This window comes from Synechococcus sp. N5, from assembly GCF_900473925.1.
GTDB lineage: Bacteria > Cyanobacteriota > Cyanobacteriia > PCC-6307 > Cyanobiaceae > Parasynechococcus.
The window spans coordinates 348,930-368,996 of the sequence record NZ_UCNI01000001.1; the positions used below are offsets into that span (position 1 = coordinate 348,930).

The 20,067-nt window shown below is 63.0% G+C and carries 23 protein-coding genes, 1 tRNA gene and 1 pseudogene; 15 read left to right on the forward strand and 10 right to left on the reverse strand.

Annotation, left to right across the window (positions count from 1 at the left end):
* Nucleotides 1-2: 2 nt before the first annotated feature.
* Nucleotides 3-1,565 (reverse strand): UbiD family decarboxylase, encoded by a 1,563-nt coding sequence (locus DXY03_RS02035; protein WP_115008898.1) that lies wholly within the window; start codon nt 1,563-1,565, stop codon nt 3-5.
* Nucleotides 1,566-1,628: 63 nt separating this feature from the next.
* Between DXY03_RS02035 and DXY03_RS02040 the strand changes: the two genes are divergently transcribed.
* The 5 genes from DXY03_RS02040 to sds are packed head-to-tail and all read left to right on the forward strand — an operon-like array spanning nt 1,629 to nt 6,119.
* The gene (locus tag DXY03_RS02040) at nt 1,629-2,360 is read left to right on the forward strand and encodes a 2-phosphosulfolactate phosphatase family protein (RefSeq protein WP_115008899.1); all 732 of its coding nucleotides are present in this window, start codon (nt 1,629-1,631) and stop codon (nt 2,358-2,360) included.
* Between the two features lie 34 nt (nt 2,361-2,394).
* Nucleotides 2,395-3,216, forward strand: coding sequence for a carbon-nitrogen hydrolase family protein (locus DXY03_RS02045; RefSeq protein ID WP_115008900.1), 822 nt, complete (start codon nt 2,395-2,397; stop codon nt 3,214-3,216).
* Between the two features lie 5 nt (nt 3,217-3,221).
* Entirely contained in the window at nt 3,222-4,316 is a 1,095-nt protein-coding gene (locus DXY03_RS02050) for an N-acetylmuramoyl-L-alanine amidase (protein ID WP_114989000.1), read from the forward strand.
* Nucleotides 4,313-5,110, forward strand: a complete 798-nt coding sequence (murI, locus tag DXY03_RS02055) for a glutamate racemase (protein WP_115008901.1) — start codon at nt 4,313-4,315, stop codon at nt 5,108-5,110. Before DXY03_RS02050 ends, murI begins: the two co-directional genes overlap by 4 nt.
* 37 nt (nt 5,111-5,147) lie before the next feature.
* On the forward strand, nt 5,148-6,119 hold the full coding sequence (gene sds / locus DXY03_RS02060; protein WP_115008902.1) for a solanesyl diphosphate synthase: 972 nt from the start codon (nt 5,148-5,150) through the stop codon (nt 6,117-6,119).
* Nucleotides 6,120-6,128: 9 nt separating this feature from the next.
* On the opposite strand, the gene DXY03_RS02065 is transcribed toward sds, so the two are convergent.
* Nucleotides 6,129-6,779: an HAD family phosphatase gene (locus DXY03_RS02065; RefSeq protein ID WP_115008903.1), complete on the reverse strand. Its 651-nt coding sequence runs from the start codon at nt 6,777-6,779 to the stop codon at nt 6,129-6,131.
* 129 nt (nt 6,780-6,908) lie between these two features.
* Here DXY03_RS02065 and acs point away from each other — a divergent pair, with 129 nt between their 5' ends.
* Nucleotides 6,909-8,882, forward strand: coding sequence for an acetate--CoA ligase (acs, locus tag DXY03_RS02070; protein WP_115008904.1), 1,974 nt, complete (start codon nt 6,909-6,911; stop codon nt 8,880-8,882).
* On the opposite strand, the gene DXY03_RS02075 is transcribed toward acs, so the two are convergent.
* Nucleotides 8,872-9,600, reverse strand: a complete 729-nt coding sequence (locus tag DXY03_RS02075) for a DUF1350 family protein (protein WP_115008905.1) — start codon at nt 9,598-9,600, stop codon at nt 8,872-8,874. The two genes, acs and DXY03_RS02075, sit on opposite strands and share 11 nt — an antisense overlap.
* A gap of 2 nt (nt 9,601-9,602) precedes the next feature.
* Nucleotides 9,603-10,058, reverse strand: a complete 456-nt coding sequence (locus DXY03_RS02080) for a peroxiredoxin (RefSeq protein ID WP_115008906.1) — start codon at nt 10,056-10,058, stop codon at nt 9,603-9,605.
* 85 nt (nt 10,059-10,143) lie between these two features.
* Here DXY03_RS02080 and DXY03_RS02085 point away from each other — a divergent pair, with 85 nt between their 5' ends.
* The 4 genes and pseudogenes from DXY03_RS02085 to DXY03_RS02100 all read left to right on the forward strand — a co-directional run.
* Nucleotides 10,144-10,986: a 3'-5' exonuclease gene (locus tag DXY03_RS02085; RefSeq protein WP_115008907.1), complete on the forward strand. Its 843-nt coding sequence runs from the start codon at nt 10,144-10,146 to the stop codon at nt 10,984-10,986.
* 79 nt (nt 10,987-11,065) lie between these two features.
* A complete protein-coding gene (locus tag DXY03_RS02090) occupies nt 11,066-11,335 on the forward strand; it encodes a hypothetical protein (protein WP_115008908.1) in 270 nt (89 codons plus the stop codon).
* An 88-nt stretch (nt 11,336-11,423) separates the two neighbouring features.
* Nucleotides 11,424-12,404, forward strand: coding sequence for a phosphate ABC transporter substrate-binding protein PstS (gene pstS, locus DXY03_RS02095; RefSeq protein WP_115008909.1), 981 nt, complete (start codon nt 11,424-11,426; stop codon nt 12,402-12,404).
* 49 nt (nt 12,405-12,453) lie between these two features.
* Nucleotides 12,454-12,666 (forward strand): annotated as a pseudogene (locus DXY03_RS02100) (replication/maintenance protein RepL); the annotation flags it as partial.
* Nucleotides 12,667-12,745: 79 nt separating this feature from the next.
* On the opposite strand, the gene DXY03_RS02105 reads toward DXY03_RS02100, so the two are convergent.
* The 4 genes from DXY03_RS02105 to msrA form a co-directional block, all read right to left on the reverse strand.
* Nucleotides 12,746-12,819 (reverse strand) — tRNA-Pro (locus DXY03_RS02105).
* 14 nt (nt 12,820-12,833) lie between these two features.
* Nucleotides 12,834-13,169, reverse strand: a complete 336-nt coding sequence (locus DXY03_RS02110; protein WP_115008910.1) for a hypothetical protein — start codon at nt 13,167-13,169, stop codon at nt 12,834-12,836.
* 67 nt (nt 13,170-13,236) lie between these two features.
* The gene (locus DXY03_RS12075; protein ID WP_206749716.1) at nt 13,237-13,425 is read right to left on the reverse strand and encodes a hypothetical protein; all 189 of its coding nucleotides are present in this window, start codon (nt 13,423-13,425) and stop codon (nt 13,237-13,239) included.
* Between the two features lie 10 nt (nt 13,426-13,435).
* Complete coding sequence (msrA, locus tag DXY03_RS02115) at nt 13,436-14,149, reverse strand: peptide-methionine (S)-S-oxide reductase MsrA (RefSeq protein ID WP_115008911.1); 714 nt, start codon at nt 14,147-14,149, stop codon at nt 13,436-13,438.
* A gap of 299 nt (nt 14,150-14,448) precedes the next feature.
* Here msrA and DXY03_RS02120 point away from each other — a divergent pair, with 299 nt between their 5' ends.
* Nucleotides 14,449-14,703, forward strand: a complete 255-nt coding sequence (locus DXY03_RS02120; protein WP_115008912.1) for a hypothetical protein — start codon at nt 14,449-14,451, stop codon at nt 14,701-14,703.
* 48 nt (nt 14,704-14,751) lie between these two features.
* Here the strand turns inward: DXY03_RS02120 and DXY03_RS02125 are convergent, their stop codons facing one another.
* Complete coding sequence (locus DXY03_RS02125) at nt 14,752-15,015, reverse strand: hypothetical protein (RefSeq protein WP_011364125.1); 264 nt, start codon at nt 15,013-15,015, stop codon at nt 14,752-14,754.
* A gap of 67 nt (nt 15,016-15,082) precedes the next feature.
* Nucleotides 15,083-16,846, reverse strand: a complete 1,764-nt coding sequence (locus DXY03_RS02130) for an ABC transporter ATP-binding protein (RefSeq protein ID WP_115008913.1) — start codon at nt 16,844-16,846, stop codon at nt 15,083-15,085.
* A gap of 160 nt (nt 16,847-17,006) precedes the next feature.
* On the opposite strand from DXY03_RS02130, the gene trpD reads away from it, so the two are divergent.
* The 4 genes from trpD to DXY03_RS02150 are packed head-to-tail and all read left to right on the forward strand — an operon-like array spanning nt 17,007 to nt 20,060.
* Entirely contained in the window at nt 17,007-18,053 is a 1,047-nt protein-coding gene (gene trpD, locus DXY03_RS02135; protein ID WP_115008914.1) for an anthranilate phosphoribosyltransferase, read from the forward strand.
* A gap of 7 nt (nt 18,054-18,060) precedes the next feature.
* A complete protein-coding gene (carA, locus tag DXY03_RS02140) occupies nt 18,061-19,221 on the forward strand; it encodes a glutamine-hydrolyzing carbamoyl-phosphate synthase small subunit (protein WP_170951947.1) in 1,161 nt (386 codons plus the stop codon).
* Nucleotides 19,222-19,266: 45 nt separating this feature from the next.
* Nucleotides 19,267-19,653: an STAS domain-containing protein gene (locus DXY03_RS02145; protein WP_115008915.1), complete on the forward strand. Its 387-nt coding sequence runs from the start codon at nt 19,267-19,269 to the stop codon at nt 19,651-19,653.
* Nucleotides 19,650-20,060, forward strand: coding sequence for a Mini-ribonuclease 3 (locus DXY03_RS02150; RefSeq protein ID WP_115008916.1), 411 nt, complete (start codon nt 19,650-19,652; stop codon nt 20,058-20,060). The genes DXY03_RS02145 and DXY03_RS02150 overlap by 4 nt, the downstream gene beginning before the upstream one ends.
* Nucleotides 20,061-20,067: the final 7 nt, after the last annotated feature.

Sequence of the window (20,067 nt, forward strand, 5' to 3'; positions counted from 1 at the left end):
TCCTATTGGCCGGTCTTCAGGCCCTGAATCAGGCGATCGAGGGCATAGCCGAAGAGGCTGGGGTCGGGGTCGTCGGTGCCGAGGTCCTCCAGACCCAGCTCGGCCCAGCGGTCGCTGACCCGCTGTTCCAGATCCGCCGGACGGCTGAGGGGTTCGCCCCATTCGTGATTTTTCTCAGGTCCCACCTTGGTGGTGGCATCAATGGCCAGTCGTCCCCCCAGGCCCAACTGCTCGCTGGCGAAGTCCAGGCTGTCGAAGGGGGTGTTCTCCAGGGTGAACAGGTCGCGCTGGGGATCCACCTGCGCCGCAATGGCCCAGACCACCTGACGTGGGTCGCGCACGTTGATGTGACTGTCCACCACCACAACGAATTTGGTGTAAGTGAATTGCGGCAGGGCACTCCAGAAGGCCATGGCAGCACGCTTGGCCTGCCCCGGATAGGCCTTGTCGATCGAGATCACCGCCAGCTTGTAGCTGAGCGCTTCCATCGGCAGGAAGAAGTCGGTGATCTCTGGAATCTGCTGCCGCAGGATCGGTGTGTAGATCCGGTTCAGCGCGATGGCCAGCATCGCTTCTTCCTTGGGAGGACGGCCGCTGAAGGTGGTCAGAAACACCGGATCCCGCCGTTGGGTCATGCAGTGGAAGCGCACCAGAGGTGAGTCCTCCACACCGCCGTAGAACCCCATGTGATCCCCGAAGGGACCATCCGGCAGCACTTCACCAGGAGTGATCGTTCCCTCCAGCACCACTTCGCTGTGGCTGGGCACCTGCAGGTCGATGGTTTTGCAGGGGGCCAGACGAACCCCTTCTCCGGCATAGATGCCTGCGAACAGCCACTCGCTGAGTTGCACCGGGATCGGTGTGGCTGCGGCCATCACCAGCAGCGGGTGCACGCCGATGGCCACCGCCACCTCCAGCTTCTTGCCCATGGCGGCTGCCTTGCGCAGGTGGCGGGCACCACCACGCACGCTCAACCAGTGCACGGTCATGGTGTTCACCGACTGCTTCTGAAGCCGGTAAACACCCACGTTGGGGACACCGGTTTCGGGGTCTTTGGTGATCACAAGTCCAAGCGTGATCACGCCCCCTGCATCCCCTGGCCAGGGCCGGATCAGGGGGATGTTGTCGAGATCAACCTCATCGCCACGAAACACCTGCTGACGGCAGGGGGGTGTGAGGTCGCGGTCGGGCTTGGCCTTGACCAGGTCCCAGAAGACCCGCGCGAACTGTTTGGTTTCCTCCAGACCTTTGGGGGGGCGGGGTTGCTGCAGCAGGGCCAGGCGTGACCCAAGCTCCTCCAGCTGCTCGGCCCGTTCGAGGCCCATGCTCCACACCACCCGTTCCACGGTGCCGAGGGTGTTGACGGCCACCGGCATCGACGAGCCGATCACGTTCTCGAACAGCAGGGCGGGGCCCCCTTGGCTCAGCACCCGATCGGCAATGGCCGCCAGCTCAAGGTCGGGATCCACCGGTGCCGTGATCCGGCGCAACTGGCCGCGGTCCTCGAGCAGCTTCAGGAAGCCCCGCAGATCTCGGGTGGCCGGACCGGATTGGAACAGGGCCATGGGATGACGGTCTCGGCGCAAGCGGTCTCGGTACTGTGTCGCACGCCGGTGTTCAGCGTGGCCATGCAGATCTCCTACTTCCATGTGCCGGCAGAGATGCCGCAGGAACTCCGCCCCGATGCGGCGGTGGTGATTGATGTGCTGCGGGCCACCACTACCATTGCCTGGTCGTTGCACAACGGTGCCGAGGCGGTGCAGGCCTTCGCCAGCCTCGACGATCTGCGCGCTGCGGCAGCGGCATGGCCTGCCGATGCTCGGTTGCTCCTTGGTGAGCGCGGTGGGCAGATGCTCGAGGGGTTTGACCTGGGCAATTCACCCGTTGCCGCGACGCCGGAGCGGGTGGCTGGCAAGCGTCTGTTTATGAGCACCACCAATGGCACCCGGGCGCTCGATCGTGTCCGCGAGGTTCCCCTGCTGCTTACGGCGGCGTTGCCGAACCGTGAAGCCGTGGCCCAGCGCTTGCTGGAAAAACAACCCAGCCACGTGGCGATTGTCGGCAGCGGTTGGGAGGGGGCCTACTCCCTCGAGGATTCCCTGGCCGCTGGTGCCTTGGGCCATCGCTTGCTGGAGCTGGATCCCACCGGGAGCAGTGCCGCCAACGACGAACTCACAGCAGCCGTCTCCCTCTGGCGTCAGTGGCAATTCGAACCAGAGGCTTGTCTTCGCACGGCGACCCATGGTCAGCGCTTGATCCGCCTGGGCGATCACGACGCGGATTTCCGCTGCTGTGCTGGCCTCGATCAGCTCAGTGTCGTTCCGACACAGGTCGAGCCTGGGGTGCTTCGGGCGGCCTGACCCTCACTAAAGTTCGCTCATCTGATCAGTGCATGTGAGCGACTTCCTGGCGGCTGCTGTCCAGCTGACGAGCGGTCAGGACCCGGCGCTCAACTTCAATGCAGCTGAAGAGCAGATCGATTTGGCTGCCCGCCGTGGTGCCGAGCTGATCGGTCTGCCGGAGAACTTCGCTTTCATGGGCGAAGACAGCCGGCGCCTGGAGCTGGCTCCCACCCTGGCGGAGCAGAGCAGTAGCTTCCTGGTGACCATGGCGCGTCGCTATCAGGTGGCGCTGCTGGGTGGTGGCTTTCCTGTGCCGGTGGGTGATGGATCGCGAACCCTGAACCGCGCTGAGCTTGTCGACCGTGACGGCATGCTCCTGGGCCGTTACGACAAGATTCACCTCTTTGATGTCGACCTGCCGGACGGCAACACCTACCGCGAGTCGGCAACGGTGAACCCAGGCAGGGATCTGCCTCCGGTCGTTGAGATTCCTGGTCTCTGCAAGGTGGGGCTGTCCATTTGCTACGACGTGCGGTTTCCTGAGCTCTATCGCCATCTCGTAGGTGCCGGCGCAGACCTGTTGATGATTCCTGCGGCATTCACGGCCTTCACCGGAAAAGACCACTGGCAGGTGCTTTTGCAGGCCAGGGCCATTGAAAACACGGCCTATGTCCTCGCTCCGGCTCAGACCGGTGTCCACCACGGTCGCCGTCAGAGCCATGGACACGCCCTGGTAATTGATCCCTGGGGAACGGTCCTCGCGGATGCGGGTGTCCAGGCGGGAGCCGCCATTGCTCCGGTGAACACCAACCACCTCGGTCATGTTCGGGGTCAGATGCCGAGCCTTCGGCACCGCCAACCCACGCTGTTCTGAGCGCCATGGCTCCGGCCTCATCCCGACGGATGGCCTGGCTTCTGGCCGCAGCCCTGCAGTGCACGGCCTTCACCCAGGCGTTGCCTGCCCGAGCTGCCAGTGCCCTGGCCGCCTGGGCCTTCACCGAGGAGGGGGTGCTCAAGCTGCGCACCAGCCGGAACGCTCGCTTGGAAGCGTTTTTTCAGGCTGCCAGCGATGGCCGCGGCACCCGGGTCTGGATTGATATTCCAGGTGAGCTCAGATTCCCGCGGCGCCTGGCGGGGCGCGGTGCCGTCCGTGAGATCCGGCTGGGCAAACCCCGCGCGGGTGCCACCCGTCTGGTGGTGGAATTCCGCCCTGATGTGGATCTCAACCCCAACGATCTGCGCCTGCGTGGAACCGCTCCGGACCGTTGGGAACTGGTGTTCACAGGCCTGCCCACCCGCGGCTTGGATGATTTCGGTGAAGGCGACCTCAGCGGTCGTGCCACGGCCTGGCTCCCACCGGGTGGCTTCCGTCCCACCCGCACGCCGGTGGATCCTTCCGGGCTGCCCACGGTGGCCCGCAACCGCTATCGCATCGTGATTGACCCCGGTCATGGGGGGCCTGATCCGGGGGCCATCGGCATCGGTGGTCTGCGCGAGACCGACGTGGTTTTGGATGTGTCGCTGCAGGTGGCCGACCTTCTGCGGGCGAGGGGCGTGGACGTGCGCTTGACCCGCACCCGTGAAGTGGATGTGGACCTGCCGCCGCGGGTGTCCCTGGCAAACCGCAGTGGGGCCACGGCCTTCGTGAGCATCCATGCCAATGCCCTGAGCATGAACCGCCCGGATGTGAACGGGATCGAGACGTTCTTCTTCTCGGACCCCCGTTCTGGACGCCTCGCGTCCTATCTGCAGCAGCAGATGATGGATGTGTCCCCGGGAACACCGAACCGCGGCGTCAGACGTGGTCGTTTCTTCGTGATCCGGCGCAGCACCATGCCTTCGGCTCTGGTGGAGATGGGATTCGTCACCGGGGCGATTGATGCGCCGCGTCTGGCCAAGGCCGACCATCGCCGCCGCCTGGCCTTGGCTCTGGCGGCCGGCATCCTCAACTACCTCAAGCAGGAGGTGCGATGACGAAGCAACTGCTGGGGTTCTTCGACAGCGGCCTCGGTGGCCTGACGGTTCTGCGTCGGGTGCTTGAACGCCATGGACCGGTGCCCTGCGTGTACCTCGGTGACACGGCCCGGGTTCCCTATGGCAATCGTCAACCGGATGACATCCGGCGCATCGCTGCGGAAGTGGTGGGTTGGTTGCGCGACCAACAGGTTTCCACGGTGGTGATGGCCTGCAACACCACCAATGCCCTGGCGAGGGATGTGGCCGAGGGACAGGCCGGGGTGCCGGTGATCGGTCTGATCGGCGCCGCCGCCGCGATGGTGGAAACGCGCCGTGTTGGCGTGCTGGCCACACCAGCCACCGTGGCCTCCTCGGCCTACCGGGCCAGCATCGAAGCGCTTCATCCCGGCTCGGTGGTGATCGAGCAGGCCTGTCCTGCCTTTGTGCCCCTGATCGAAGCCGGCGAGATGAACAGCGACGACCTGCGTCGTGCGGCCCAGGCCTATCTCGAACCCCTGCTGGCGGCTTCCGTGGACTCGATCGTGCTGGGTTGCACCCATTACCCGTTATTGGTGCCGCTGTTGCGTCAGCTGCTGCCGGAGTCGGTCAAGATCATTGACCCGGCCATCGGCGTGGCCCGTCAGCTGGATGCCGTTCTGGGGCCACCGGCGCGCATCTCGCCGGCCTCAAGGCCGTTTTCCTTGGACAGCTGCCGCTTCTGCGTCACCGCAGACCCCGATGGCTTCGAAGTGCGCGCCACCCCCTGGCTGGGCCAGCGGCCTGCCGTCAGCCTTCAGCTGCTGCAGGACTGAGCGTGGGACCACTAGGATCGCGGCGCCGAGGGGAGTCATGAGCACCGTTACCGAGCTACTCCAACCGGTAGAGACAGATCTTGAAACCCTGCTCGGAGACCTGCGCAGCCTGATCGGGGCAGGTCACCCCATCCTCCAGGCCGCTGCCGAGCATCTGTTCAGCGCCGGTGGCAAGCGGTTGCGCCCCGGCATTGTTCTGCTTCTGTCGCGGGCCCTGTCCCCGCAGGGAGAGCTCACGCCCCGCCACCGCCGCCTGGCTGAGATCACTGAAATGATCCACACGGCCTCGCTCGTTCACGACGATGTGGTGGATGAGGCTTCCACCCGGCGCGGGGTGGACACGGTCCACAGCCGGTTCGATGCCCGCGTTGCCGTTCTTGCCGGCGACTTCCTCTTCGCTCAGGCCAGCTGGCACCTTGCCAACCTCGATGACCTCGATGTCGTCAAGCTGCTTAGCCGCGTGATCATGGATCTCGCGGATGGGGAGGTGAAGCAGGGCCTCTACCGCTTCGACACGGCCCAAACCTTTGAGACCTACCTCGAAAAGAGCTACTGCAAGACGGCATCCCTGATTGCCAACAGCTGCCGTGCTGCAGGCGTGCTCAGCGGCTGCTCACCCTCCCAGCTCGACAGCCTCTACCAATTCGGTCGCCAGTTGGGCCTGGCCTTCCAGGTGGTGGATGACATCCTCGATTTCACCGGCAGCGACCAGCAGCTCGGCAAGCCGGCTGCCAGTGATCTCGCCAGCGGCTATCTCACGGCTCCCACCTTCTATGCCCTTGAGGAGCATCCATCGCTGCAGCCGTTGATCGATCGCCAGTTTTCCGAGCCCGGTGACCTGGACAAGGCACTGGAGATGGTTCGGGCCTCCAAGGCGATTGAACGCACCCGTGAGCTGGCGGAAACCTTTGCCCGCGAATCCCGGGAATCGATCGCTTGGCTGCCGGAGTCTGCGGCGCAACGCGCCTTGATGGAACTGCCGGACTTTGTCCTCAGCCGCCTGTACTGAGCAGCGACTTCAAGTCAACAGCTTCCACACAACAGCCAGGCTGTTGATGGCACAGGGGTTGGTGTTCAGGTCGGGTTGGTCGGAGCCCTTGGGGCTCACCAGCCAGACCTGACACCCGGCGCCAAGGGCTGATTGGCTGCCGGCCTGGGAATCCTCCAGGGCCCAGCAGTTGCTTGGGTTGAGCCCCAAGCGGTGGGCGGCAAGTCGAAAGGGTGCGGGGTCGGGTTTGCCCGCGTTGAGCTCGGGATCGTCGCCGTAGACCCGTTCCTGGATCAGCTCCAGCCAGGGATGGGGTGCTGCTTTGAATGCAACGGCCTCGCTGCTGCTGCTGGTGACCAGTGCCATGGGGATGCCCCGGTTGTGGCAATGCGCCACCAGCTCCTGCGCGGCAGGCATCGGGGCAGCATCCGGAAGCAGGGCACGCACGATTGGCTGCTGCACCGCCAACAGCGCATCCGCGCCCACCGGTTGCGCCAGCCATGCATCCACCTGGGCCGCACAGTCGAGCCGGCGACGGCCCTTCAGCTGCATCAACTGGGCCTCGCTCAGCTGGGTGCCGAAGTGGGCCGCGGCTTCCCACCAGCCCCGGCCATGCAGCGGCTCGGTGTCGAGCAGAAGCCCATCCAGATCGAACAGGCAAGCGGCAGGTGGCAGTTTCATCCCGGGATGGCGATGCCCAGCTCAATCCTTTCGCATCGACTGCATCATCGTCCGACGGATTGATACGGGACCTGGATCAAGCGGGGTCCTGCTCCTTACCCTTCCAGGAGAAGCACTGCGCAGTCTGCTGTGACCGACGCCAACACCACCATCGAAAGCGTGCTGCAGGAGCAGCGGGTGTTCGAGCCGCCAGCAGACACCTCCGCCAAAGCGCGCATCGGCAGCCTCGAGGCTTACCGGGCCATGGCCGATGCCGCCAAAAACGATCCTGATGCGTTCTGGGGTGAGGCCGCCCGTCGAGAACTGCATTGGTTCGAGCCCTTCCACACCGTGCTCGATTGGTCGAATCCTCCGTTCGCGCGCTGGTTTGAGGGTGGCACCACGAACCTCTCCTACAACTGCCTGGACCGTCATCTCGATGGGCCAACGGCGCAGAAGACAGCGTTGATCTGGGAGGGAGAACCGGGGGATGTGCGCCGGTTCACTTACCAGGAACTTCATGCCGAGGTGTGCAAAGCCGCCAATGGCCTCAAGGCCATGGGCATCGGCAAGGGTGACCTTGTGGCGCTCTACATGCCGATGGTGCCGGAAGCGGCGATCGCCATGCTCGCCTGCGCGCGCATCGGTGCACCCCATTCAGTGGTGTTCGGCGGCTTTTCCGCCGAAGCCCTGAGGGATCGGCTCAACGATGGTGAAGTGAAAGCGGTGATCACCGCTGATGGCGGCTTCCGCAAGGACAAGCCGGTGTCACTCAAGCCCGCGGTGGATGCGGCGCTGGCCAATGGCGCCTGCCCCTCGGTGACCGGCGTGCTTGTGGTGCAGCGCACCAAGCAGGACGTGGAGATGGTTTCCGGTCGTGATCAGTGGTGGCATGACCTGGTGGAGGGTCAGAGTGCCGACTGCCCCGCTGAGCCGATGGCCAGCGAGGACCGACTGTTCGTGCTCTACACCTCCGGCTCCACCGGCAAGCCCAAGGGCGTTGTGCACACCACCGCCGGCTACAACCTCTGGGCCCACCTCACCTTCCAGTGGATCTTCGACATCCGGGATGAGGATGTCTTCTGGTGTACGGCCGATGTGGGTTGGATCACCGGCCACAGCTACATCGTCTACGGCCCCTTGTCGAACGGTGCCACGACGGTGATGTACGAGGGTGCGCCGCGACCGTCCAAGCCCGGTGCCTTCTGGGAGTTGATCCAGAAACACAAGATCTCGATCTTCTACACGGCTCCCACCGCCATCCGAGCGTTCATGAAGAGCGGCCGCTCCGTTCCGGATCAGTTCGACATGAGCAGCCTTCGCCTGCTTGGCACCGTCGGCGAACCGATCAATCCGGAGGCCTGGATGTGGTACCGCGACGTGATTGGAGGCAACCGCTGCCCGATCGTCGACACCTGGTGGCAGACCGAAACCGGCGGGGTGATGATCAGCCCCCTGCCGGGGGCAACGCCCACCAAGCCCGGCTCCGCCACCCTGCCCCTGCCCGGCATTCAGGCCGACATCATCGATGCGGAAGGCAACAGCTGTGGTGCCGATGAAGGCGGCTACCTGGCGGTGCGTGCTCCCTGGCCGGGAATGATGCGCACCGTGCATGGCAACCCCCAACGCTTCCGCGAGAGCTATTGGGAGCACATCCGTCCTGCCGATGGGTCCTACCTCTATTTCGCGGGGGATGGTGCCCGTCGGGATGCCGATGGCTACTTCTGGGTGATGGGTCGCGTCGATGACGTGATCAACGTCTCAGGCCACCGTCTCGGCACGATGGAAATTGAATCAGCGCTCGTCAGTCACCCTGCGGTGGCGGAGGCGGCTGTCGTGGGTCGGCCCGACGACCTCAAGGGCGAAGGCATCGTGGCCTTTGTCACCCTGGAGGCGGGCCGCGAGGGCGATGACGCCCTGGTGAAGGAGTTGCGCGCCCACGTGGGAACGGAAATCGGTCCGATTGCCCGGCCGGATGAGATCCGTTGCAGTGATGCCCTGCCCAAGACCCGCAGCGGCAAGATCATGCGCCGGATCCTGCGGGCCCTGGCGGCGGGTCAGGAGGTGAGTGGCGACACCAGCACCCTGGAAGATCGCTCCGTTCTGGATCGCCTCAGGGCCTGATCGCCTGGCCGATGGTTCGGCTTAGCTGACGGATGACCGCCACCCGCCTGGGGTCATCCGCCCAGTCTCCGAGAAAGCTGCGCCGCAGCCCGGCACTGGCTGGGGTGAGGTGATCACCGGGCAGCTCCAGGGTTGAGCTGGCGTCGGAAGCACGTTCTCGCAGCGCCTGGATCAGATCGCCGCTCTGATCCAGTTCATCGCGCCCGAAGCGCACCACCAGGTTCCGCTCCTGTTGGTAGTGGCGGCTGATCAAGCGAAGCGTTTCAGCTGGGCTTGGGCTGAACTCGGTTTCCACCCCGAGCCTTGGTGCCAGTTCCCCCAGGAGCGGAATCGAGCGATCGGCGCTGAAGTTGTTGAAGCTCAGGGCCACCAGAGCCCTGCTGCCTCGACCCCCATCGGGGGCCAGCAGGTGAAGCTTGCATCCCAGGCTGTGGCCAAGCCGCAGCGGAGCCCCAAAGGTCCCGCAGCGCTCCTCAAGTTGGCGACGCCCAGAGCGGAAGGCACTCCAGGCATCGCGGGCCTGACGTTGATGATCGAGCCCGGGCACATAGGCCCAGGCATGCACCGCCAACCCATCCGCCGCCAGCTCTTCCAGCAGCCTGCGGTAGCTGATCTGGGGGGTGGCCGCCAGATAGCTGCCGCCGATGAATTCGATCAATCCCGTGGGTTCGGCCGGCCGCAGTTGCCAGATCGCACCCAGCTGACGCCAGTTGGCCATGCTCAACCGCGCAGCTGATTCAGCACTTGCTGTGCTTCACGCACGTGGGCTGGGCCATCCAGGAGGTTGCTGAAGGTGTGGCGGATCACTCCCTCGCAATCAATGATGTAGGTGACGCGACCGGGCAGCAGACCAAGGGCTTTGGGCACACCCATCTCGCGGCGCAGGGCGTTGTTGCGGTCGCACAGCAGCGGAAACGTGAGGTTGTGGCGGGTGGCGAAACGGCGGTGGCTGACGGCGTCATCACCGCTGATGCCCCAGACCTCTGCATCGAGGGCAGCAAAGCTCTCCGCGTTGTCGCGGAAGCTGCAGGCTTCAGCTGTGCAGCCAGGTGTGTCGTCCTTGGGATAGAAAAACAGCACCAGCCAGCGGCCCTGCACCGCAGCGGGAGTGCGAAGGTCGCCGTTCTGATCCTCCAGGCTGAAGGAGGGGAGACGGTCGCCGATCCCGAGGGCCATTCGATTGAAATGAAGAGGTCGAACCCTAGGCAGCAGGCACCTTGCCCGGGGCGGGAGAATCAGTGGCGGTAGGAGTCACTGCGCCATGCCTGAACAGCTCGATTTGCTTGCGGGATTTTCAAGGCCTCAGGCGGAGCCCCAAACAGCGGCAATACCGATTCCTGCTCCGCCAGCCGCTGAACCCGAGGCCAAGGCTGATCAGCCCGAGGACGCGCCAAATGCCTCACCCACCACCCTGCTGATCATCGACACCGAAACCTCCGGTCTGGATCCGCAGCAGGACCAATGCCTGGAGGTGGGCTGCATTTTGTTTGATGTGCCGAGTCGTTCGGTGCTGGCCCAGCAATCGTTTCTTTTGCCGGTGGACTCCAACGCGGCAGAGGCGATTAACCGGATCCCCGCCGCCGTCACCCGCAGGCCCCAGCCCTGGCAGGAGGCGCTGGTGTGGTTTGAGCATCTGCTTGAAGCTGCCGATCTGCTGGTGGCCCATAACGCGGCCTTCGATCGCCAGTGGTTCGGTCTTGGCGTTGTGCCGGCCACCACAACACCGTGGCTGTGCACCATGGAAGACATCCGCTGGCCGGCGGAGCGTCAGCTGCGTTCGCGGCCGTCGGTGCGGGACCTGGCCCTGGCCTACGGCGTTCCGGTTTGGGCGGCCCACCGCGCCCTCAGCGATTGCATCTACATCGCGGAAGTCTTCGCCCGCTGTGACGACCTGGAGCAGCTGTTGGAGCGGGGCCTGGAACCCCGCCAGTTGATGCGTGCCCGGGTGTCGTTCGACGAACGCCACCTCGCCAAAGCGGCGGGTTTCCGTTGGAACGATCCGATCAAGGGGGCCTGGACCCGTCGTTTGAGCGATCGTGAGGTGGCGGAGCTGGAGTTTCCGGTCGCCTCCGTTGAGGTCGAAGCCGATCGCCTCAGCGCCTGAGCCTGCGCATTTGCTTCAGCACTCCGAAGCGTCTGGGTGATTTTGCAGAGAGTGCTGCTGAACGCAGCAGGCTGAAGCCATGACGGCTTTTCTGCATCCCCATCAACGCCCCATCCGCTCCCGCCTGCGTCAATGGCAGCAGGTGCGCACCTGGGCGCGTTTGATCCGTGAAGCCGAAGCGCTCTGGCATGTGGATGTGCGTGCCCTGCGCCGCATGGGGGCGGATGAACTCAGCCAGTTGATTGAGGAGGTTCCCGCCCCCCACCGCAAACGGGTGAACCGCTGGCTGCGCTGTTACGCGGTGGCCACGCGGCTCACCGTTGCATCCACCGTTGTGCCCACCACCTGAAGGTGGACCGATTTAGGCAGTTGTTAGAGGGCTCTTAACCCAAGCTCTCCTGCTCCGCGAGAGGATGGGCTAAATCACACAAACGGTTTTGGCACGTCGTTCCCTTGTTGTTTCAAGCCTGAGCGTCCTCGCTGTTGGCCTCGCCGCCTGTGGTGGCAGCTCCAGTGTGTCCAGCCTCAATGCGGCGGGAGCATCCTTCCCCGCCAAGGTGTACCAGAGTTGGTTTGCCGATCTGGCCGGCTCCGGTGGAATCAAGGTGAACTACCAAGCGGTGGGTTCCGGTTCCGGTCGCAAAGCCTTCATTGATGGCACCGTGGATTTCGCCGCTTCGGACGACCCGATCAAAGAGGCCGATCGCAAGCAGGTGAGCCAGGGAGTGGTTCAGATCCCGATGGTGGGCGGAACCATTGCCTTCGGATACAACAAGCCCGGTTGCGAGCTTCAACTCACTCAGCAACAGGCTGTGGAGGTGGCCACGGGCGGCATCAGCGATTGGAAGGAGCTGGGCTGCGAAGCAGGCACGATCACCTGGGTGCATCGCTCCGATGGCTCCGGCACCACCAAGGCCTTCGCCGATTCCATGCAGGCCTTTTCAACCGATTGGACCCTCGGCAGCGGCAAATCGGTGAAGTGGCCAGTGGGCGTAGGGGCCAAGGGCAATTCCGGGGTGGCCGGAGTGATCGAGAACCGTGAGGGTGCGATCGGTTACGTGAATCAGTCGTACATCAAGGGGAATGTGAAGGCTGCTGCGCTGCAGAACAAATCCGGTGAATTCCTCCAGCCCTCCGTGGAGGCTGGTGCCAAAGCTCTCAACGGCATTGAGCTTGATCAGTACCTGGCGGGCAGCAATCCCAACCCCGAGGCAGCTGGGGCTTACCCCATTGCCACACTCACCTGGGTGCTGGCCTATGCCAACGGCAATGGCGCCAAGGCTGAGGCTGTGCGGGACGTCTTCAACTACATGCTGGAAGATTCCACCCAGGAGCGGGCGGCGGCCCTGGGCTTTGTGCCTCTGCGGGGCAGCATCCTCGAAAAATCCCGCAGTGCGGTGGCGAGCATTCAGCCCTGAAAACCTCTTCTTTCGGTGAATGAAAAGCCCCGGTTTGGACAGTCCGAACCGGGGCTTTTTGGAGCTACTCGCCAAGGACTTTGGCGAACCCTGTGAGGCCGGGTTGCGGCTCAACCTTCGCCTGACCCATCAGGAGATCGCCAGTGCCCTCAGCACCACACGGGTGACCGTGACACGCGTGTTGGGGCAGTTGCGGGATGAAGGCTGGCTTCAGATTGATGCCTCCAGGCATCTGATGGTGACCGGCGCTGGCCGCCGCTGAAGGCAAAAAAAGAGCCGGCGAAAACGCCGGCTCAATCCCTGAAGTGTTGATGTTCAGGTGGGGAAACAAGACGGTTGAATCGGAGCGGCGGGATTTGAACCCACGACCCCCACTACCCCAAAGTGGTGCGCTACCAAGCTGCGCCACGCCCCGTCAGATTTAAGTTATCACAGTGCATTCCGGCGTCTGAGTCGCCTGAGCAACCGAGTGGTGAGCTGGTCTCTTGTTGCGGATGCGTAGTGGTACATCCGCAGTTCTGCGGCGGCCTGGCGAAGCTCAGCCAGGGTCATCGCCGCCAGACGCAGCTCGGGCAGGGTGCGCCAGGCTCTCGAGCGCATCGGGAGTGAAGCAGGGCCTTTGGCCTGGCCCAGATTCAGGGTTCCATCCGCCAGCCATTCGGGGATGAGAACCACCAGAACGGCGATCAAGCCGTAGAGCTCCACCAGCCCCCTCGGCAGGGGATGCAGTTGACGCTGCTCGGATGGATCAGGCCGTTCACTCACCGCAGAACGGAGGGGTCCTTGTTCTCCCACGATCGCACCAACAGGAAGCGTGCCCGCCGGCTTGTGGTCAGATTGCCAAAGGTGTTGCTGTGGGTTGGGGGGTCTCCCGCCACAGCATCGGAGCTTGCTGATCTCGATTGAACGAGACGCTGCCGAGGATCAGGCCCAGAACCAAAATCAAGGTGAGGGCGATCGCCAGGATCACCTGCCGATCAGACCAGGGTTCGGGCATGACATGGGTCGGGACCATGTTCATCTTGGCCGAATCAGCCTAGGGCGATCGGGCTGTTGTCGGATCGAAGCACGCAGTGACTGATGGACCAGTCGTACTGGTCCCAGACTTGCTTCGGGAGTTTGTAGTTCGATCCCTCGAAGTCACCAAGCAGCGTCTGGGTTGGCATGGCGGAGCAGTAGGGGCGGCTACCGGGTTTGGCGAGGTATTGCTGGTGGTAGTCCTCGGCAAAATAGAAGGTCTGGTCTGCCAGGATTTCGGTGGTGATGGCCCCGTAGCCCTTGGCCGAGAGGGCGACTTGATAGGCATCCCGGCTGGCCAGGGCCAATTGCAGATGCTCCGGATTGAAGGTGTAAATGGCTGATCGGTATTGGCTGCCGGTGTCGTTGCCTTGCCTGTTGCCCTGGGTGGGGTCGTGGCACTCCCAGAACAGTTTCAGCAGGTCGCTGAAGTCGAGGGCGGGTCGGCTCCACACAACTCGCACCACTTCCGTGTGACCGGTTCTGCCGGAGCAGACCTCGTTGTAGCTCGGTTGCTCGGTCTGGCCGCCCGCATACCCCACAGCAGTGCTCACCACCCCAGGCAGTCGCCAGAACCCTTTTTCAGCACCCCAGAAGCACCCACAGGCAAAAATTGCTTCCTCCTGGTCGGCCATCAGGGGTGACTTCAGCGGCTTTCCCAACACGGCATGCGTTGCCGGGGCCGAGGATTCGGCGCCGCCGCGGGGAGACAGCCAGGAAGGAAGCATGTTGGTTGCATCGGTCCGCAGAGCTTAGGCAGCGGATTCCGCACAGTGATACTGCCGCGTAGAGGGCAATCAGTGAACTTTCAGTGATGGCTCCGCGAGTGAGGGATACAAGGGAACGAATCAAAGCTTCTCTTGAAGAATGGTTCTTCTTTGAACAATGTTCTGCAGAAAGGTGTTGATTGTTTGTCAGTGGTTTTCAGCCTGAATGGCGCTGTTGCTGAGCTGTCTCGAGGCGAGTCTGCGGGTCAGGCACATTTGACTGTTGACACCATTGAGAATGTCATCAGGGGTGGAGGAGATTGTGCCGATGGCTGGGCCATGGCCAGAAAAAAGACGAATTGGATGGATCAATCAATTGCAAGCCATTGATTGATGGCTTGTTGATGAAGAAAGCTGTTTCTCAAAAACAAAAACAGGTGGATCATTCTGTTGAACCAGAAAGCGCACCTGCGCCAGGACTGTCTGCCCTCAATCGCGGGGCAGGATGGAATGAGCTCCTGTTGATCGCCGACCAATGGATCGTGGTCTCGTCCTGCGGAACCATCGCGGGATAGCCGTTCCGGACGTGTTGATAGGCCCTCGTTTCTTGTTGCCGTGGATGCTCAAGACGCGTTGGCTTCCCCCTCAACTGGGTTGAGCTGGATGTGATTCAGCAGCGTTGTGACGAAGGCGAAGAGCAGAAATGGCAGGCTGAGCACCAAAATCAGCCCCACTCCCACCAGCGCAAACACCGGTCGCGACGAGCCCATCAGGGCAAGCCCCGCAGCCAGGCTCACAAAAATGACGGCCATCCAGGCCAGCACCTGTCCGTAGATATCGCCAAAGGTGAGCGTGCAGCGCACCGCGAAGGGGGATCCGCTGGTCATAGGCAAGAAGTTGCCTTCACAGCTAAGCCACGAAAGTTGGTGTTGTCAGAAACCGCCCGGAGATTCTTCAGGAAGCCAACGCATCCAGTTGTTGCGACGCCTGCTGACGCTCCCAAAGCCGTTTGTATACACCTGGCTGCTGAATCAAGGCGTTGTGGTGACCCTGTTGAACGATGCGTCCGTTCTCCATCACCAGGATGCGATCACAGGCCGCTGCGGCTGAAAGTTGATGGCTGATCATCACGATCGTCCGGTCGTCCTGAGCTCGGATCGAATCCAGAATCGCCGCAGCCGTGTTGTTGTCAACGCTGGCCAAGGCGTCGTCGAGGACCAACACCGGCGCCGACATCAGCAGAGCCCGGCCCAGAGCTGTGCGTTGACGCTGACCACCACTCAACGTGATGCCGCGTTCACCAACGATGGTTCCGAAACCATCGGGAAAGCCCTTCACGTCATCAGCCAGGCGGGCTTGCTCTGCCGCCAGTTCAACCCGCTGATCACTGGCTTCAGGGTCGCCATAGCGCAGGTTGTCCGCCAGGGTGCTGGTGAACAGAAAGCCCTCCTGGGGAACGATCGCCACGTCACGGCGCAACCTCTTCAGGGGCATCTGGGTGACATCCACACCATCCAGGAACAGCTGTCCCGGTTCCAGTGGAACCATCCGACCGAAGGCCCGAGCCAGGGTGGTCTTGCCGCAGCCCACGGCCCCGACAACAGCCACCAGCTCCCCAGGCTCGATGCAGAAGCTCAGGCCATTGAGGGTGTTCTGCTCTGCGCCCTGGTACTGAACCGTCAGGTCACGGGCTTCAAAACGCCCCCGGTGTTCTGACGTTGGCTGGGGCTGAGCATCAGAGGGATCAGGGTCTTTGATCTGGGGTTCCCGTTTCATTAACTCCTCCACCCGCTCGAGGCTCACCTGGCCGGTCTGGAAGGTGTTGAGGGTGAATCCCAGCAGTGCCGTTGGGAAGACGAGCTGCTCCACATAAAGGATCAGGGCCACCAGTCCTCCAATGCTCAGACGACCGGCTTCGAGCTGGCCGCTGCCGATGGCCAGTAGCAAAAGAACTGAGAGGGAGGAAATGCCCTGAAGCAGCGGGAACAGAGTGCTTTGTGTTCTCGCCAGCTGAATGGCACTGTCGCGGTAGCGGCGGTTGCGTGTGGCAAAGGCCTGCTGTTCTGCCCCCTCCTGGCCGTAAATCTTGATGGCCCCGATTCCCGAGAGATCCTCCTGAATCAGGTTGCTGAGGGCGGAGAGTTCTTCCTGCTGCGCGCGCTTCTGACGCATCATGCGTCCACCAAACAGGCGTACCGTGCTGAGCATCACGGGGTAGAGCCCGACGGCGGCCAGGGTCAGCCACGGATCGATGGCCAACATCGCGGGCAGCGTCAGCGCATAGGCCAGCACCGTGTTGGTCAGGCTGAGAATCGCGAATCCGAGCAGGCGCCGGATGTTTTCCACATCGCTGGTGGCGCGACTGATCACTTCACCGCTGCCTTTGCTCTGAATCCAATCGGGTTCCTGGCGGAGCATGTGCTCGAACAGGCGCTGACGCAGATCCACCTCCACCTGCCGACCCACGCCGAAGATGAGTTGTCGAGAGGCCAGCCGGATCACCCCCATGGTGCTGGCGAGCAGCACAACCCATCCCGCCTGGCGCAGGACTCCGGCGTAACTGAATCCCTCCTGGAGCTCGTCCACAACGCTGCGCACTTCCATCGGGATCGTGACCCGCAGAACGTTGACCACCACTAGGGCGATGGCTCCCAGCAGCACCGTGCGGCGGTGGGGACGCAGATAGCGGCCGATCAGATCGAGACGAAGGGCGGCCATGCGAGCTCGTGGGTCCCGTTGGCAGGCCAACCTAGGCATCCGGCTTCAACGGCTGGTCGTTGACTGGTCGTTATCTGTTGATCTAGGGGATAGTGGGACTATCCCTATCACCCGGCCCGGCGTGCCTCGCACCCGGGTTTTTTACTGCCAGCTCCCCTCCATGTCTTCAGACCCGCGTTCCTGGTCCGGTTGCTTGGACCATCTGCTGCAGGGCAACAACCTCAGCTCCGATGAGGCCACTGCTCTCATGCGTGCCTGGCTGGCCGAAGAGCTCGAGCCCGTGCAGACCGGGGCGTTCCTGGCTGGACTGCGGGCCAAGGGGATGGTGGCCGATGAGCTGGCGGCCATGGCGGCTGTCCTGCGCGAGGCCTGCCCCCTTCCTTGCCCCCGGCCCGATCTGGCCATGGTCGACACCTGCGGCACCGGTGGTGATGGTGCCGACACCTTCAACATCTCCACGGCGGTCGCCTTCACCGCCGCCGCCTGCGGGGTCAATGTGGCCAAGCACGGCAACCGCAGCGCCAGCGGCAAAGTGGGTTCAGCCGACGTGCTCGAGGGGCTCGGCCTCAACCTCAAGGCACCGTTGAACAAGGTGGTCGACGCTTTGCCGGGAACCGGTGTCACCTTCCTGTTCGCTCCCGCCTGGCATCCAGCTCTTGTGAATCTGGCGCCGCTGCGACGCAGCCTGGGGGTCCGCACGGTGTTCAACCTGTTGGGTCCTCTGGTCAATCCGCTGCAGCCCCAGGCCCAGGTTCTTGGCGTGGCGCGTCCGGAACTTCTCGACCCCATGGCGGGCGCTCTGCAGCACTTGGGCTTGAGCCGTGCCGTGGTGGTTCATGGCGCTGGAGGCCTCGATGAGGCGTCCTTGGCGGGGCCCAATGCCTTGCGTCTGATCGAATCCGGGGGCATCACCACAAAGGAGGTTTCCCCTGAAGATCTGGGCCTCACCCGTGCTGGTCTCGATCAGCTGCGCGGTGGTGACTGCGCGGTGAACCAGCAGATCCTTCAGAACGTTCTGCAGGGGCAGGGATCCCTGGCGCAGAGGGAGGTTGTGGCCTTCAACACAGCGCTTGTGCTCTGGGCTGCCGGGCTTCAAAGCGATCTGCCGGCTGCTGTTGCTCATGCTCAGGCTGTTCTCAATGAGGGCAAGGCCTGGGACAAGCTTGTGGCTCTGCGGGATGCCCTGTCCGACGGAGATGGAGAATGAGTGACTGATGACCTGCGGCGGCCCTTCGATGCCCGATTCCCCATCAGACAAGGCTTATCTCGTCCTTGCCGATGGCACGGTTCTCACCGGTGTCGGCTTCGGCCATCGCGGCACCACCATCGGTGAGGTGGTGTTCAACACCGGCATGACCGGTTACCAGGAGGTGCTGACAGACCCCTCCTATGCCGGGCAGCTGGTGAGCTTCACCTATCCCGAACTCGGCAACACCGGGGTGAATGTTGATGATCAAGAAGCTGATCGCCCCCATGCCCGTGGCGTGATTGCCCGCCAGCTGGCCCCAGTTCCCAGCAACTGGCGCTGTGAACAGTCCCTTGAGAGCTGGATGCAGACCCATCAGTTGGTGGGCATCAGCGGTTTGGACACCCGTGCCCTGGTGCGTCACCTGCGTGAGGTGGGGGCCATGAATGGCGTGATCAGCAGTGACGGTCAGACCCCTGCGCAGTTGCTTGAGCTCCTGAAGCAGGCCCCGTCGATGCAGGGGTTGAACCTGGCGGACCGCGTCACAACCCGTGAGCCCTACCAGTGGAATCAGGCCTGCAGTGTTGGCTTCGATCAGCGTTTGCAGCGCCGCAGCGACGCGCCCTTCCGCGTTGTCGCTATCGATTTCGGCATCAAGCGCGCCATCCTCGATCGATTGGTCGCCCATGGTTGCGATGTCACGGTTCTGCCGGCAGACACGGATCTGGAGACGGTTCGTTCCCATCGCCCGGATGGCGTCTTCCTGTCCAACGGGCCTGGCGACCCGGCAGCGGTGACCCGTGGGATCGCCCTGGCCAAGCTGTTGCTGGAGGAATCCGATCTACCCCTGTTCGGCATCTGTCTGGGCCATCAGATTCTTGGTCTGGCCCTGGGCGGAGAGACGTTCAAGCTGCCCTATGGCCACCGCGGATTGAATCATCCCTGTGGCACCACAGGCCAGGTTGAAATCACCAGTCAGAACCACGGCTTTGCCCTCTCCGCTGATTCTCTGGATTCAGACGTCATTGACGTCACCCATTTCAATTTGAACGACCGCACCGTGGCAGCGATCGCCCACCGTCAGAAGCCGGTGTTCGGGGTGCAGTACCACCCAGAAGCGAGTCCGGGCCCCCATGACGCCGACCATCATTTCGCCCGCTTTGTGACGCTGATGGCCGATCGCCGTTGATGAGGTGGTAGCCAACGCTCAGCATCACTACACTTCGTGCCGACGATGCCTGGGGGGCTTGATCCCATCAGCGAACTGCAGCGACTGACCGTCTCTCTCAGGGGCGGATTCGAACAGAAAGACGGCTGTCTGGTGTTTCATTTCACCGGTCAGCTGGATGCGTACTCCGAGAAGCAGTTCATGGAGTACGTGGGTGATGTTTTGAAGGCCAACAAGCTTCCGTCTGTTCTCGATCTCAGCAAGATCGATTTCCTCGATTCATCCGGCCTTGGGGCTTTGGTTCAGCTGGCCAAGCAATCTACGGATGCCAAGCGGTCGTTTGTGCTGGTGGGGAACTCAAGGGTGACGCAGACGATCAAGTTGGTGCGTCTTGAGGAGTTCCTTCATCTGGTGGAGGATCTGCCTACAGCCCTCAACCAGTTGGCCGCTTGACCGATTGGATTCGAAGCCAGTCTCCCCGGTACATCAACGAACAGCTGGGACCATTGCAACTGGCTTGGATTGGTGATGCCGTGTGGGAGCTGCATCAACGGCTCCGCCATGGGTCGAGGCCAGGACGTTCTGACGACCTGCATCGAGCCGTCGTGGCTGATGTTCGTGCTGACGCCCAGTCCCGTTTGTTGAGCTGGCTGGAAGAACGCGAGCTGCTCTGTTCAGAAGAACTCGATCTGGTGCGGCGAGGTCGCAACAGTGCCGGGCGGGGGCCACGGCGCGCAGACGCTGCGGTTTATGGAAGGGCCACAGGGTTTGAGACAATGGTGGGCTGGCTGTTCCTGAACAATCCAGCCCGGCTTGCGGAGCTCTTCGATCACTTGGAGCAAGCCGGATCAAATCCATAACGTTGCC

Coding starts and splice junctions, on each gene's coding strand:
- DXY03_RS02035 (WP_115008898.1), bottom strand. CDS start 1,565: ATGGCCCTGTTCCAATCCGGTCCGGCCACCCGAGATCTGCGGGGCTTC.
- DXY03_RS02040 (WP_115008899.1), top strand. CDS start 1,629: ATGCAGATCTCCTACTTCCATGTGCCGGCAGAGATGCCGCAGGAACTC.
- DXY03_RS02050 (WP_114989000.1), top strand. CDS start 3,222: ATGGCTCCGGCCTCATCCCGACGGATGGCCTGGCTTCTGGCCGCAGCC.
- murI (WP_115008901.1), top strand. CDS start 4,313: ATGACGAAGCAACTGCTGGGGTTCTTCGACAGCGGCCTCGGTGGCCTG.
- sds (WP_115008902.1), top strand. CDS start 5,148: ATGAGCACCGTTACCGAGCTACTCCAACCGGTAGAGACAGATCTTGAA.
- DXY03_RS02065 (WP_115008903.1), bottom strand. CDS start 6,779: ATGAAACTGCCACCTGCCGCTTGCCTGTTCGATCTGGATGGGCTTCTG.
- DXY03_RS02075 (WP_115008905.1), bottom strand. CDS start 9,600: ATGGCCAACTGGCGTCAGCTGGGTGCGATCTGGCAACTGCGGCCGGCC.
- DXY03_RS02080 (WP_115008906.1), bottom strand. CDS start 10,058: ATGGCCCTCGGGATCGGCGACCGTCTCCCCTCCTTCAGCCTGGAGGAT.
- DXY03_RS02085 (WP_115008907.1), top strand. CDS start 10,144: ATGCCTGAACAGCTCGATTTGCTTGCGGGATTTTCAAGGCCTCAGGCG.
- DXY03_RS02090 (WP_115008908.1), top strand. CDS start 11,066: ATGACGGCTTTTCTGCATCCCCATCAACGCCCCATCCGCTCCCGCCTG.
- DXY03_RS12075 (WP_206749716.1), bottom strand. CDS start 13,425: ATGAACATGGTCCCGACCCATGTCATGCCCGAACCCTGGTCTGATCGG.
- msrA (WP_115008911.1), bottom strand. CDS start 14,149: ATGCTTCCTTCCTGGCTGTCTCCCCGCGGCGGCGCCGAATCCTCGGCC.
- DXY03_RS02125 (WP_011364125.1), bottom strand. CDS start 15,015: ATGACCAGCGGATCCCCCTTCGCGGTGCGCTGCACGCTCACCTTTGGC.
- DXY03_RS02130 (WP_115008913.1), bottom strand. CDS start 16,846: ATGGCCGCCCTTCGTCTCGATCTGATCGGCCGCTATCTGCGTCCCCAC.
- trpD (WP_115008914.1), top strand. CDS start 17,007: ATGTCTTCAGACCCGCGTTCCTGGTCCGGTTGCTTGGACCATCTGCTG.
- carA (WP_170951947.1), top strand. CDS start 18,061: ATGACCTGCGGCGGCCCTTCGATGCCCGATTCCCCATCAGACAAGGCT.
- DXY03_RS02145 (WP_115008915.1), top strand. CDS start 19,267: ATGCCTGGGGGGCTTGATCCCATCAGCGAACTGCAGCGACTGACCGTC.